The organism is Thiomicrolovo immobilis, from assembly GCF_039645955.1.
Taxonomy (GTDB): Bacteria; Campylobacterota; Campylobacteria; order Campylobacterales; family Sulfurimonadaceae; genus Thiomicrolovo; species Thiomicrolovo diazotrophicus.
This window is the reverse complement of the sequence record NZ_CP147916.1, coordinates 1-13,707: the sequence shown is the minus strand read 5'-3', so window position 1 is coordinate 13,707 and position 13,707 is coordinate 1. Positions and strand designations below refer to the sequence as shown.

The following is a 13,707-nucleotide window of genomic DNA, read 5'->3' as shown; positions in this document are numbered from 1 at the left end:
GACCTCCTAGGCGTAAAAGACTTCCAGTGCGATGTCGGGGTGGTTCAGCACGGCACGAACGGGCATTATATCGACATCGTCGCCGTCGAGGGCGGCTTCATAGACGGCCAGTTTCGCCCCACCCTCGATGTGCAGGTAGCAGTGCGCGGAGGAGGCGATGGCGTGCAGCGAGAGTGACATCCGTTCTTTCGGTTCCGTCGGGGCCTCGGTAGCCCCGCAGAGGGCGGCACCGTTCAACAGACCCTCCAGCTCGGGACGGCCCGGAAAGAGCGACGCGGTGTGACCGTCGCTCCCCATGCCGAGCACCACGACGTCAAAAGGGTAAAAAGCCTTGTAAGCGGCCTCGACCCCTACCACCGCTTCCGCCGCCGTCTCGCCCGGGCGGTACATGCCGACGAAGGTTGCCGCCTCCGCCCCGTTGGCGAGCAGTTCGCTGCGGACCAGGTTCTCGTTGCTCGCCCCCGATTCCGGGTCGACCCAGCGTTCGTCCACAAGCCCCACCGTCACCTGGCTCCAGTCGACATTCTCGGCGGCGAGCTGTACGAGGAAGGGACGGGGCGTATTGCCGCCCGAAAGCAGCAGCGAGGCGCTCCCTTTCGCGGCAATGGCCGCGTCGAGGTCCCGCGCCACCTTGTAGGCGAGCGTCTTGTGCAGGGTCGGAAGCGAATCGTAGATGTGAAAAACGGTCTCAGTGCTCTTCATACCAGCTCCTGCCGTCACGCTCGATCATGGCGATGGCCGCCGTCGGTCCGTCGGTCCCGGCCGCATAGCTCTTGAGGCCGACCGCGCCCCCTTCCCACTCTTCGAGAATGGGGTCCGCCCATCGCCACGCCGCTTCGACCTCATCGCGCCGCATAAAGAGCGTCGCGTTGTTGCGGATGACATCGAGCAGCAGCCGTTCGTACGCTTCCGGGGTGCGCGGCGCGTTTTCCGGGATGTTAAGATCGAGCGCCATCTCCCGCAGGTGCATCTGCTCAGAGAGTCCCGGGATCTTCGTCATGATCTTGAGTTTGATGCTCTCCTCGGGCTGCAGCATGATCACCAGCCGGTTGGGAGAGATGCAGCGCCCCTTGTTCGCGAAGATCTGGTAGGGGACCTCCTTGAACTGCACGACGATCTCCGTATAGCGCTTGCTCATCCGCTTGCCGGTCCGCAGGTAAAAAGGCACCCCCTGCCAGCGCCAGTTGTCCACCTCGGCGCGCACCGCCGCAAAGGTCTCGGTCGTCGAATCGGGGGGAACCCCCTCCTCCAGGTAGCCCGGCACCTTCTCGGCGTTGATGATCCCCGCCGTGTAGCGGCCGCGGACCGTTTTTTCGCTCACGTCGCTGGAGGCGAAGGGGCGCAGCGAACGCAGCACCTTCACCTTCTCGTCGCGGATGCTGTCGGCTTCGAGCGAACAGGGCGGCTCCATCGCCACGAGGCAGAGCAGCTGCATCAGGTGGTTCTGGATCATGTCCCGGAAGGCGCCGTAATCCTCGTAGTAGCTGTGACGCCCTTCCAGGCCGACGCTCTCGGCCGCCGTAATCTGGATATGGTCGATGTCCTGCCCGTTCCACAGCGGCATGAACAGCATGTTCGAAAAGCGCAGGGCGAGAATGTTCTGAACGGTATCCTTTCCCAGGTAGTGGTCGATCCGGAAGATCGCCTGCTCTTCGAAATAGAGGGCGACCTCGTCGTTGATCTCCTGGGAGGAAGCTAGGTCCCGGCCGATCGGCTTCTCCAGCACCACGCGGCTGACCGGCGTGATCAGTCCCCAGTGGTTGAGCGCTTTGCAGATTGGGCCGAAAAAGGTGGGCGCCGTCGAGAGGTAGTTGACGCGGTCGCGGTCGGGCTGTTCCCCGAGCATTGCAGCAAGAGCGCCGTAGCTCTCCTCCACGCCCAGGTCGACGGTGACGACCTCCAGCTGCCGGGCAAAGCTCTCCCAGTGCGCCTCTTCGAAGCACCCCTCTTTCAGGAAAAGCTGCAGCTTCTCCTTGACCAGGGCGAGATGTTCCTCGCGCGACACCTCGTGGCGGCTCGTGGCGATGATGCGGCTCGTCGGGGCCACGTAGCCGTCGCTGCAGAGATGGTAAAGGGCGGGAATGAGCTTGCGCAGGGAGAGATCCCCGTGTCCTCCGAAAATAACAATATCGCAAACGTTGGCGGTTTCACTCATAACGGTCGTCCTTTATTAAAAGAGGGTTGCTGCGCCCTCTGGCATCTTCTTGGAGCGCTTTTTGAGCGCCGCCGACGCGAAATACTCCATCTCGTTTTCACGCAGTATGCGGATGGCGTTTGTTGTACCGGGCACGCCGATGGGATCGCCCGCGGTGACGATGTACATGGCGTGGCGGTCAAGCACCTGCCGCGCCAGTCCGCTCTGCACCACCTCGATCAGCATCTTGTCCACGCTCGTCGTCCGCGTCAGAAACGCCGGGACGACTCCCCAGACCAGGGTCAGAAGCCGCGCTACGCGGTCACTGTGCATCACGGCCAGAATGGGGTTCTCGGGGCGGTAGCGCGCCAGTTTTTTCGCCGACTGCCCCGACGCCGTTAGCGCGATAATGGCCTCGGCGTCGATCTTCTGCGACAACAGGACCGCCGATTCGTCGATCACGTCCATCTCGTCGAAACATTCGAACTGCGCGAACTTGTGGTACGGGTAGATCTTCTCCGTCTCGCGGATCGTCTCCGTCATCGTTTCGACCGCTTTAACCGGGTAGGCACCCACGGCACTCTCCTCGGAGAGCATCACGCAGTCGGTACCGTCGAGCACGGCGTTGGCAACGTCGCTGATCTCCGCCCGCGTCGCCCGTTCGGCCTGGGTCATGGAGAGGAGCATCTGCGTGGCGGTAATGACGGGTTTGCTTTTTTCGTTGGCTTTGCGGATGAGCATCTTCTGCAGCGTCGGTACCTTGTAGAAAGGGACCTCGATTCCCAGGTCCCCCCGCGCCACCATCAGCCCGTCGCTGGCTTCGAGGATCGCATCGATGTTTTCGACGGCGTCGAACTTTTCGATCTTCGCGATCAGCTGGGCCCTACCGTTGTGGCGCTCGACCTCGGCCCGTACATCCTCCATATCCTTTGCCGTCTGCACAAAGGAGATTGCCATGAAATCGACCCCGTTCTTCACCCCCCAGGCGATATCCTCGCGGTCCTTCGCCGTCAGGACCTCCAGTCCCAGGGAAGTGTGGGGGAAGTTGACCCCCTTGCGGGAGCTGAGTTGGCCGCTGTTCTGTACTTCGCAGACGACGGTATCGCCCGTCGCGACGACCGTGGTGCGCAGGGAGCCGTCGGCAAAATAAATCGCCTCCCCCTGCTTGACCTTGGCCAACAGTTCAGGGTGGTTGAGGCTGAGGCGCAGGCGTCCCGGCTCGATAAAGACGCCGTCACTCTCTTCGGCCGTAAACTCGATCCTGTCGCCGGGGGAGAGCGTCACGATGCCGTCGATGAGGCCGATACGCACCTTCGGTCCGCTGATATCCTGCAGGACGCCAACGATCAGACCGCAGCGGCCCGCCGCTTCGTAAATGCGTTTGAGATTGGCTTCGTGGTAGTCGTGGGTCCCGTGGCTGAAGTTGAGACGGAAGACATTGACGCCCGCACGGATCATCTGCTCCAGGGTGTCGACGTCTTCGCAGGCCGGGCCCACGGTCGCCAGAATCTTGGTATGTTTTTTCATCGCAATCCTTCCGCGTCCTTCCGGACATTGCGCCAAAACACGTCTCCGGACCGCAGACCGGAAATGGCATTCTTGGAACTATGATAACCAAAATCGTATCGCGGTACAGTAGCAGAATGATTACAAAAAAGGCAGTAGGTGGTCAGCGGGGAGACAGTAGGGCCCCCGCGGGGGATTATTCGATGTTTGTGTAGACGGCCTGGACGTCGTCATCCTCTTCGAGTTTATCGATCAGTTTCTCGACCTCTTCCATCTGCTCTTCGGTGAAGCTCTGCGGATTGTTCGGAAGGCGCTGCAGGGAGGCTTTCTTCACTTCGATTCCCATCCCCTCCAGGGCTTCCTGGAGTGAACCGAAACTGGTATAGTCGCCGTTAACGTAGACAGTCCCCTCGTTCTCGTCCAGCTCTTCAAGGCCGGCATCGATCAGCTCAAGCTCCATCTCTTCAAGATCCATCGCGTCCGTTTTTTCAAATTCGAAGACCGCTTTGCGGTCGAACATGAACTCGAGCGAACCGGTTTTGAGCAGTTCGCCCCCGCTTTTGTTGAAGTAGCTGCGCACGTTGGCGACGCTGCGGTTGTTGTTGTCCGTCGCGCACTCGACGAAGATCAGCGCGCCGTGCGGCCCCTTGCCCTCAAAGTTGACCTCGGCAATGTCGGCAGCGTCTTTCCCGCTGGCGCGTTTAATCGCCGCTTCGATGTTGTCCTTGGGCATGTTCTGCGCTTTGGCGGTCTGAATCGCCAGACGCAGCTGCGGGTTCATATCGGGGTCCGGTCCCCCCGCTTTGGCCGCCATCGTGATCGTCTTGGCCAGTTTCGGAAAAATCCGGGACATATTGCCCCAGCGCTTCTCTTTCGCCGCGCGGCGGTACTCAAACGCTCTACCCATCGTATCCTCTTTACAGGGGGTCTCCCCTTTTGTTTCCGCAATTATAGCAAAAGCCTTCGCTACAATAACGGTATGAAGCCGATGCCCGCACTCCCCGATGCCCTCGCCCCGCTCATTGACGCCCTCGCCGCGCAGGGGGTGCGCCCCGTGTTCGTCGGCGGCTATGTGCGTGATGCGCTGCTGGAGGTTCCCAGCAAGGATATCGATATCGAGTGTTTCGGCGCCGGCTCCCTGGAGGCCCTTATCCCGCTGCTAACCCCCTTCGGCAGCGTCAACAGCGTTGGCAAATCCTTCGGCGTTCTCAAACTGAGCCTAGGCGATTACGACCTCGACCTCTCCCTCCCCCGGGTCGAGACGAAAACCGGGCCGGGCCATACGGGATTTGCCGTCACGACGTTTGAGACGTTTGATTTTAAAACAGCGGCCAAACGACGCGATTTCACCGTGAACGCCATCGGCTACGATCCGGTCAAAAAGGAACTCCTCGATCCCTACGGCGGAGAGAGGGACCTGGAAACGCAGACCCTGCGCTGCGTCAACGAAAGCACCTTCGTCGAAGACCCGCTGCGGCTACTGCGCGCCGTACAGTTCTCCGCCCGTTTCCGTCTCATCCCGGACCCGCATCTGATACGCCTGGCGCACACGATGATGGCACAAGGGATGCTCGCCGAACTGCCCAAAGAACGCATCTTCGAAGAGTTCAAAAAGCTCCTCCTCAAGTCCGACACCCCCTCCGTCGGCCTGCGGACGATGCATCTTCTTCACATTACCCCGTTCTTTCCCGAACTGGCCGCACTGGTAGCGACCGATCTCTGGGACATCGTGCTGCGGGCGCTCGATACGATGGCAGTCATCCGCCGCCGCGTTAACAGCGACCCTCTTGCCATGATGTTCGCCCCGCTCTGCATCGGTATGCAAGATCCAAACGCCTTTCTCACATCACTCACCGATGACAAACGGCTTGTTTTGAACGTGCTTGATTATGTAAAGTACCACGGCCAACCCGAACGGCTCTACGCCGAAGCGGCGCCGGACGCGGAGGTGATGCGCCTGGCACGGGACGTGCGGATCGACACGATCGCCGCCGTTGCCGAAGCCTGCTACCGCGGACGCCACCCCGCCGCAGAGACGAGCGATGCCGTGGTATGGCTGCTGCACAAGGCGGAGAGACTGGGCGTGCTGAATGCACCCAGGAGCGCCCTGCTGAACGGAGAGACGCTGATCGCCGCCGGGCTATCACCCTCCCCCCGTTTTAAAACGATTCTGGATGCGGCCTACGACGCCCAGCTCGAGGGCGCGTTCTCGGATGAGGAAGGTGCGAAGGCATGGCTGAAGGATTATCTGTCGGATTTGGGATAATCGTAGGCGAGGGTTTCATAACGTTCGAATTGAAACGCCGACCAGCTGCAGGGAATCGCAAATCGGATATAGGCCGCGGTCGGCATGTGGACGGCTTTTCCGCCCAAGGTTTCGGCTATCCACTCTATGGTCGGGTTGTGTCCGATGATCATCAGTTCGTCGACGGCGTCATCGACCTTTCGGATCACCTCGGCATAGGTTTCGGACGAAGCCTCGTACAGTAACGGTTCCGTTTGAACGGCTAACGCCCCGTCATAAACTTTTTGCAATGCTGCCGCCGTCTGCCGGGTACGCCGGGCGGAAGAGACCAGGATAAGATCGGGGGTATAGTGTTCGGCGTGAAGGCGCTGCGCCATGGTTTTGGCCGCTTTCTTGCCGCGGGAATTGAGAGGGCGTTCGTGATCACCGAGGGCCGGGTCGTCCCAGGAGGACTTCGCATGCCGCATCAGTGTCAACGTACGCATCAGAGGGTTTTGATATGTTTCTTGACGAGCACGCCGACGCCCGTTTCGGAACTGGCGCCGATGCACGAAAGCGCATAATCCAGACGGCTGCGGTATTCGTTCTCATCAATGGGAAGCCCCGTGCCGTCTGCCGCCTGCATCGTAAAGGTTCCGTCGGGAGATTTGAAGTACCGGATGCCACGGCAGAAGAAGCAGAGCGGCTTATCCTGTTTGAGCACGGCATAAAAATCGATGCCGTCGTCCCGCATGTCCATCATGATCGCCTCCGCACCGTCGCCGCTGCGTTTGGCCAGTTGACGCTCCATCTGCGTCTGAAAAAAGTCCGCTAATGACTCTTGCATTTTCTCCCCCGTCTCCTCATGGAATATAGGGCAGAATTTTACCACAGAATCGTTAAATAATATGGCACGATAATATTAATATTATTTATATGATTTATTTTGTTATTCGGCTGCTGTCGATCTCGATGACCGTGTGAACATTCCCGCGGGGGTTGAAGTCCGCCGTGATTTTCATCCATTTGGGCTTGAGCTTGCGCTCGAGGACTCCATAGATCTCGTTCGCGCTGTTTTCATGGGAGATGTGACGCTCGCGGAAAGAGTTGATGTAGAGTTTGATCGCCTTGAGTTCGACGACCCATTCATCAGGTGTATATTCCAGGTAGATGGTCGCATAATCCGGATAGCCGCTGCGCGGGCAGAGACAGCTGAACTCCGGCAGAGTCATCTTGATAACATAGTCGCGTTTGTGCTCGTTTGGCCAGATCTCGAGATCCTTCTCCACATCGAAGTTTGCGATAATCTCTTCGCCGTATTTCATTATTTCTCCTTGATGGTATCAATGGGGCTGAGGTAGTTCCCCTGGATCATGTCGACCCCGACCGCCTTTGCGGCATCATAGGCGGCTTCATCTTCGATCATCCGGATCCAGCTGCGGTACCCCAGCGTTTTCACCGTTTGCTGCAGCCCCTCGACCAGCGCACGGACCCGCGGTTGCGTTATGCTTTTCCCGAGCGTGCTTTCGTAACGGACGAAATCCACGTCGAGATCCTGCAGATAGCGCAGCGAAGCGTGTATCCCGCCCAGGCGGTCAAGCGCGATATAGATCCCCGCCCGGCGGAAGGCCTGCAGCCTCGTATTGAACTGCGGCGTCTGGTGATAGAAGTTGCTTTCGCTGATGACGAACACCAGCCGGTTGCGGAGTTTGTCGTTATTGGAGAGCAGCATCATAATGTGCTCCAGGAAAAGCGGGTTTCGCAGCGAGGATGGGGAGACATCGACGGCGATCATCTGCCCCGGTTCGAGGCTATCAACTTCGGCCAGCGCCGCTTCGGTCTGAATCTCGTCAAAACGGCGCAGCAGTCCCAGACGGTTGATCACCGGCATAAAGCGCTTCTGGTGAACGAGTTTTCCCTCCCCCGTGACCAGCTTGAAGGCCTGTTCGAAAAGCAGAGGTTTCCCCTCCTCGAACACGGCCTGGTACGCATAGGAAAAGGAGCGTGCGTTGACCGCTTCAAGTACCAGGTGCTCCACCGTGTCCGGGTCGATCTCCTCCCCGTCGGTTTTGAGCATTTTCGCATTCTCACCCTGCAGCTCATACAGCCAGTCGACCAGTTTCTCGATGGAACGCGAATGGTTTGTATCTGTCATTGAGCCGAGAATGTCGATTTCGATCTCCTCAAGGCTGTAGTGCTGGAATTTCACGCAGAGCAGCTCCATCATTGAGCTGTACTCCTCCTGCGTCCCTTCGAGCGCGATGATAAAGTCCCCCCCTTTGAAGTGGGCGATCGGTACGCGGTACATCTTCTGCTCGTTCAGATAGGCGGCGATCCTGTTGGCGACACTGTAGAGCACTTTGTCCCCGTTTGCAAACCCGTACTGATGGTTGATGTCGTCGAGGTTGACGACGCTGAGCAGAAAGAAAGTGTAATCCTTCCTTTTCAGCTCTTTTTGCATCAGCGTGCTGAAATACTCCCGGGTAAAGGCATGGCTGATCGGATCCGTGATCCGCTCGTTGAATCCCTGGTAGATCAGGTAAAAGAGGTAGTAGACCATAATGCCCAGCATGCTGAAGGCAACGATAATAAAGGTGTTGGGAATCGTATTGAAATAGCGCAGCATTACCGATGCCGTGGTGATGACTGCCAACGCAAAAACAGGGAGCCCCATTCGCAGGGCAAGTTTGAAGCGGTTTTCGCGCTCTTTGGCTTCGGGATAGAATAGACTCATCGGTTATACGTCAAGGTGTTTGACGTCCTTGGCGTGGGTCTCGATGTAGTTACGGCGCGGTTCGACTTCGTCGCCCATAAAGAGGTTGAAGGCATCGCTCGCCGCTTCGGCATCTTCGATGGTGACGCGAAGCAGCACGCGGTTTTCCGGTGTCATCGTCGTCTCCCACAGCTGTTCGGGGTTCATTTCACCAAGCCCTTTGTAGCGCTGGATGTAAGAGCCTTTACGCGCATACTCCTTGATCTCCTCAAGGATCTCGAGCGGATCGCCGCCGATAGCGATGCCCCACTCTTTCATCTTGTCGAAGACGAATTGCGCCTCGTTGAAGTGCGGGGCACTGAAGAGCTCGTCGTTAATGCGGAGCTCTTCCATCCCCTCTCCCGTCTGAACGAAGAGATGGATTTCATCCTCGCTGACCAGTTTGGAAAGGATGTTGTTGCCGCGTTCGGCGAGGAAACGTTCGACCTCGGCGTACATTTTCTCCGAATCCAGCCCGATGATATCGGGGTTCTCGATAAAGTGGCGGATCAGGCTGACAAGGGAGTAGCGGCGTTCCAGCGCTTCGAGGCTGCTGTTGTAGTGGTCGACCATCTTGAAATAGGAGACAAGATCGTTATGGCCTATTCCCTCGATCTCAAGAGACTCGACGCCGTTTTCGATCAGGAAGTCGTTCATGACCCGGTCGTTTTTGAAATAGATCTCTTTCTTGCCCTTCTTGTAGCGGTAGAGCGGCGGCTGCGCCAGGTAAAGATACCCGTTCTCGACGATGGTCGGGAAGTAGCGGAAGAAGAAGGTCAGCAGCAGGGTCTGGATGTGCGAACCGTCGACGTCGGCATCGGTCATGATGATGATTTTGTGGTAGCGCAGCTTCTCTTCGTCGAACTCTTCACCGATCCCGCAGCCCAGTGCCGTGATCATGTTCGTGATCTCGTCGGATTTGAGGATCTTGTCCAGACGCGCCTTCTCGACGTTGAGGATCTTACCTTTGAGCGGCAGGATCGCCTGGAAAACGCGGTCGCGCCCCTGCTTGGCCGAACCGCCCGCGGAGTCGCCCTCGACGAGGTAGAGTTCGCTGATCGTCGCGTCTTTGCTCTGGCAGTCGGCCAGTTTCCCCGGCAGGGTGCCGACGCTCATGGAGTCCTTGCGGCGGGTCAGGTCGCGCGCTTTTTTCGCCGCTTCGCGTCCCTTGGCGGCGAGGAGCGCTTTCTGCACGATCGCCTTGGCCTCGATGGGGTTCTCTTCGAAATACTTCGCCAGCTGCTCATAGGAGAGTTTCTGAACCAGCGGACGCACATAGGTGTTCCCGAGCTTGCCCTTGGTCTGCCCTTCGAACTGCGGTTCCGGCACGCGGGCGGAGATGATGGCGATGAGGCCCTCTTTGACGTCATCACCGCTGATCTTGACGTCTTTCTCCTTCGCGTTGCCGTTTTGGGAGTTGTAAACGGAGATGGCACGGGTCAACGCCGCGCGGAAGCCGGCTTCGTGCGTCCCGCCATTAGGCGTGCGGATGTTGTTAACGAAGCTGTAGACCTTCTCGTCGTAGGTTTCGTTGTACATCAGCGCGATATCGACTTCGATGTCCTCGATTTTGGCACTGTATTCGAAGGGCGCTGCGACCTGCTCTTTTTTATTGAGGTCTTGTACGAACTGGGTGATACCCCCCTCGAAGTGATAGGTTTCATCTTTGCCGTCACGTTCATCCTTGAAAATGATCTTGATCTTCGGGTTGAGGTAGGCGAGCTCTTTGAAACGCTTGGCGAGGTAGTCGTACTCGAAAATGACCGTTTCGGTGAAGATGGAGGGATCCGGGGCGAATTCGATCGTCGTACCGTGTTTGCGTGTATTGCCCGTAATAGCGAGTGCCTCTTGAGGGATCCCCTGCTTGAAATCCTGTTCATGGACTTTGCCGTCACGGTAGATTGTCATGTGCAGATTGCTACTGAGGGCGTTGACGACGGAGACCCCGACCCCGTGCAGACCGCCCGAGACCTTGTAGGTATCCTTGTCAAATTTTCCCCCGGCGTGCAGAACGGTCAGAACGACAGTTGCCGCTGAGATGTTTTCGGTCGGGTGCATATCCGTCGGAATACCGCGCCCGTTGTCGCTGATGACCGCTGTACCGGCTTTGGTTAGCGTTACGTTGATCGTGTCACAGTAGCCGGCCATCGCTTCATCGATGGAGTTGTCAATGACTTCGTAAACGAGATGATGCAGACCGCGATGGCCCGTATCACCGATATACATCCCCGGACGTTTACGTACGGCCTCGAGTCCTTTGAGGACTTTAATATTGCCAGCACCGTAATTTTGTTCCATGATCGCTCCAGTAGGCTAAATGGGTTTAATTTTATCTAAAAAGGGCTAATAAATTAATTTTATGGGCTTATAGGAGAGGGGAGCAGGCTCTGCCTGCGAAAAAAGAGAAGCGCAGGTCAGATGACAATCGGCATGACGATCGTTTTGAACTCCTCTTCTTGCAGCATGAACGGCATATTGGGTTCGTTGAGTCCGAGGGTGAAATGGGTCTGATCGATCTGCCCGAGGAAGTCAAGTATATAACGGCTGTTGACGGCAAAAACAAAAGAGGAATCGATCCCGGTATCGACATTGATCTCTGTTGTAGCCTTGTTGTTCTCGTCACTAAGGCTTTCAAAGAGGATACGGCCGCTTTCCAGAGTGAGTTTCATATCATTCGAGATCGTCGTGATCTGCTTGATGGCATTGACGATGTCGCTTTTGGGCAGGGTGAGGTTGTAGCGTGTCGATGCGGGGATAATGCGGTTATAGTCGGGGAACTTCCCGTTGATCAGTTTCGTAAAGAAGGTGTACTGGTCGGATTTGATCAGCAGATGGGTGGCATCGTAGTAGATGTCGATATTGCTGGTAAAGAGTTTCTGGATCTCGATAATCGCTTTTTTGGGAATGATCAGGGAGAGTTCGCTGCCGTTGGTCTGCGGAATGGCGATGATGGCGAGACGGCGGGTATCCGTAGCGACAAAGTTGATCTGGTCGGATTTGATATCGATAAGTGCACCGTTGAGCTCGAACTTCGGATTGTTCGTATCGGCGGCAGGGGTGATCTTTTTCAGGGAATTGATCAGTAGACCCGAATCGATCTCGACACCGGGTTTGTTCTCAATAGAGGCAAAAGCCGGGAACTCCTGGGCATTGTACATGGGGAGCTGGAAGTCGGAGTGTCCCTGGGTGATGTCGAGCATGCCGTCTTTCGTATTGAGGTTGACATTGCCGTCGCTAAGGATGCGGACGATGTCGAGGAGTTTTTTGCCGTTGGCCGTTGCCATGCCGGGTTCGATGACGTTGATATTGCCGGCTTCAATCACAAGACCGATTTCATAGTCGGTGGCTTTGACGGTCAATGTGTTCGATGCAGTCGCTTCGAAGTAGAGGTGGGATGTGATCTGAGAGAGATCTTTTTTCTCCAGAAACGGCTGTGTGTGGATCAGGATATTTTCCAACACGGATTTGGCGATCTCGAACTGCATCGAAGCTCCTGTTATATATTTAAATTTTTAGTAGATAATAGTAGTCTGCCGTTTTTTTGTGAAAAAGCAGAAAACATCCCTACTTTTGGGGCTTTTCCCATGTGAATAAAGTCGAATGCCTTCTTCACATTTGTTCACTTGGCACATTATATCTTTTTTTATTGGCAAAGAAAATATAGATAAAGGGTGCTTTTTTAGACAGTCTCCGGTGGCATGGCGGTGATTTTATTATGCAGTTCGTTGATCTTGACCTTGAAGTTCTCATCCTCTTCGAGAAGCTGGTGGATTTTTTTCATCGTATGGCTGACGGTGCTGTGGTCTTTCATCCCGAAATACTGGGCGATCTGCGGCATTGACATCGGGGTCAGTTCGCGGGCAAGGTAGATGGCGACGCGGCGGGCGGCGACGATGTTGCGGCTGCGGCTTTTCGAGCGGATCTCGCTCGGTTTGACGTTGAGCTCTTTGGCAATGGTCTTCATGATCCCGTCGATGGAGATGTTGTCGCTCTTCTCCTGGAGCTGTTCGCGCAGGGCGTTTTTGGCGAAATCGAGGGTGATCTCCTGGTGCATAAGCTGGGAGTAGGCGTGCAGCTTAGAGAGGATCCCCTCGATCTCCCTGGTGTTGTTGTCGATGACGGTGGCAATATAGTTGACGACGTCGTCGCCGAGAATAACCCGGTTGATCTCGCATTTTTTCTTGATGATCGCGATCTTCGTCTCCAGCTCCGGCGGCTGGATATCGGCGACGAGCCCCCATTCGAAGCGGCTCTGCAGCCGCGCTTCAAGCCCGGCGATCCGCTTGGGGGGTTTGTCGGAGGTGAGGACGATCTGTTTGCCCTCGCTGCGCAGGGTTTCGAAGGTGTGAAAAAACTCCTCCTGGGTCTGGATCTTGTTGCTGAGGAACTGGACGTCGTCGATCAGCAGCAGGTCGCACTGGCGGTATTTCTCTTTAAAGCGGTCCATTGTCTGGTTGCGCAGGTGGCGGGTAAAGTCGTTGACGAACTGTTCGACGGAGGTGTAGACGACGGTTTTGCCCTGCAGGAGCATGACATTGCCGATGGCCTGCATCAGGTGGGTTTTGCCCAGACCCACCCCGCCGTAGATAAAGAGGGGGTTGTAGACCTGTCCCGGCCGTTCGCTGACGCTTTTGGCCGCGGCGTAGGCGAACTGGTTGGAACTGCCGGCGACGAAGTTTTCAAAGGTGTAGGCGGGGTTGAGCATGGAGTGCTTGGGCCCTTCGGAAGGGGCGACCGTCGCGGCCGGGCCGCTTTTGCCCGCCACCCCTTTGGCCTTTTTGACTCGGATATTGACTTCCCTTCCGGTACCGGTTTTGATCTCGAAGAGGTGGGCGATCTTGGAGGCGTAACGGTTCTTGATCCAGCTCGCGATGAGGGGGTTCGGCACTTCAAAGACAGCGAGGTCGCTGCGCGACGCTTTGGACAGAAAGCTCATCTGTTTGACGTAGCGGTTGTATTCGACCTCGCTGATCTCCTCTTTAAGCATCTCCAGAATCGTATCGCCGATCGTCATCGCAGCTCCCGTTCGCTATAATTTCCACAATGTGAATAACGATGTGAATTATAGCAGAGAATTTGAGGCTTAATGCT

The 13,707-nt window shown here is 56.7% G+C and carries 12 protein-coding genes; 1 reads left to right on the top strand and 11 read right to left on the bottom strand.

What is annotated here, in order from left to right; translation table 11 throughout:
* Positions 1-6: 6 nt before the first annotated feature.
* The 4 genes from pgl to WCX72_RS00045 form a co-directional block, all read right to left on the bottom strand.
* A complete protein-coding gene (gene pgl / locus WCX72_RS00060) occupies positions 7-702 on the bottom strand; it encodes a 6-phosphogluconolactonase (protein WP_345970188.1) in 696 nt (231 codons plus the stop codon).
* A complete protein-coding gene (gene zwf, locus WCX72_RS00055; RefSeq protein WP_345970187.1) occupies positions 689-2,155 on the bottom strand; it encodes a glucose-6-phosphate dehydrogenase in 1,467 nt (488 codons plus the stop codon). The genes pgl and zwf overlap by 14 nt, the downstream gene beginning before the upstream one ends.
* A gap of 15 nt (positions 2,156-2,170) precedes the next feature.
* Entirely contained in the window at positions 2,171-3,661 is a 1,491-nt protein-coding gene (gene pyk, locus WCX72_RS00050) for a pyruvate kinase (RefSeq protein ID WP_345970186.1), read from the bottom strand.
* A gap of 175 nt (positions 3,662-3,836) precedes the next feature.
* Positions 3,837-4,547, bottom strand: a complete 711-nt coding sequence (locus WCX72_RS00045) for a YebC/PmpR family DNA-binding transcriptional regulator (protein WP_231019536.1) — start codon at positions 4,545-4,547, stop codon at positions 3,837-3,839.
* A gap of 72 nt (positions 4,548-4,619) precedes the next feature.
* On the opposite strand from WCX72_RS00045, the gene WCX72_RS00040 reads away from it, so the two are divergent.
* A complete protein-coding gene (locus tag WCX72_RS00040; RefSeq protein ID WP_345970185.1) occupies positions 4,620-5,906 on the top strand; it encodes a hypothetical protein in 1,287 nt (428 codons plus the stop codon).
* Here the strand turns inward: WCX72_RS00040 and WCX72_RS00035 are convergent.
* The 7 genes from WCX72_RS00035 to dnaA all read right to left on the bottom strand — a co-directional run bounded on the left by WCX72_RS00035 (position 5,885) and on the right by dnaA (position 13,630).
* Entirely contained in the window at positions 5,885-6,370 is a 486-nt protein-coding gene (locus WCX72_RS00035) for a histidine phosphatase family protein (protein WP_345970184.1), read from the bottom strand. The two genes, WCX72_RS00040 and WCX72_RS00035, sit on opposite strands and share 22 nt — an antisense overlap.
* Positions 6,370-6,711 carry a hypothetical protein gene (locus WCX72_RS00030; RefSeq protein ID WP_231019532.1) on the bottom strand — a complete coding sequence of 114 codons (342 nt, stop codon included), beginning with the start codon at positions 6,709-6,711 and terminating at the stop codon, positions 6,370-6,372. Before WCX72_RS00030 ends, WCX72_RS00035 begins: the two co-directional genes overlap by 1 nt.
* Before the next feature lie 94 nt (positions 6,712-6,805).
* Positions 6,806-7,189, bottom strand: coding sequence for a preQ(1) synthase (queF, locus tag WCX72_RS00025; RefSeq protein WP_345970183.1), 384 nt, complete (start codon positions 7,187-7,189; stop codon positions 6,806-6,808).
* Complete coding sequence (locus WCX72_RS00020; RefSeq protein ID WP_345970182.1) at positions 7,189-8,598, bottom strand: GGDEF domain-containing protein; 1,410 nt, start codon at positions 8,596-8,598, stop codon at positions 7,189-7,191. The genes queF and WCX72_RS00020 overlap by 1 nt, the downstream gene beginning before the upstream one ends.
* 3 nt (positions 8,599-8,601) lie before the next feature.
* Positions 8,602-10,914: a DNA topoisomerase (ATP-hydrolyzing) subunit B gene (gyrB, locus tag WCX72_RS00015; protein ID WP_345970181.1), complete on the bottom strand. Its 2,313-nt coding sequence runs from the start codon at positions 10,912-10,914 to the stop codon at positions 8,602-8,604.
* 116 nt (positions 10,915-11,030) lie between these two features.
* Positions 11,031-12,101 carry a DNA polymerase III subunit beta gene (dnaN, locus tag WCX72_RS00010; protein WP_345970180.1) on the bottom strand — a complete coding sequence of 357 codons (1,071 nt, stop codon included), beginning with the start codon at positions 12,099-12,101 and terminating at the stop codon, positions 11,031-11,033.
* Positions 12,102-12,295: 194 nt separating this feature from the next.
* Positions 12,296-13,630, bottom strand: a complete 1,335-nt coding sequence (dnaA, locus tag WCX72_RS00005; protein ID WP_345970179.1) for a chromosomal replication initiator protein DnaA — start codon at positions 13,628-13,630, stop codon at positions 12,296-12,298.
* Positions 13,631-13,707: the final 77 nt, after the last annotated feature.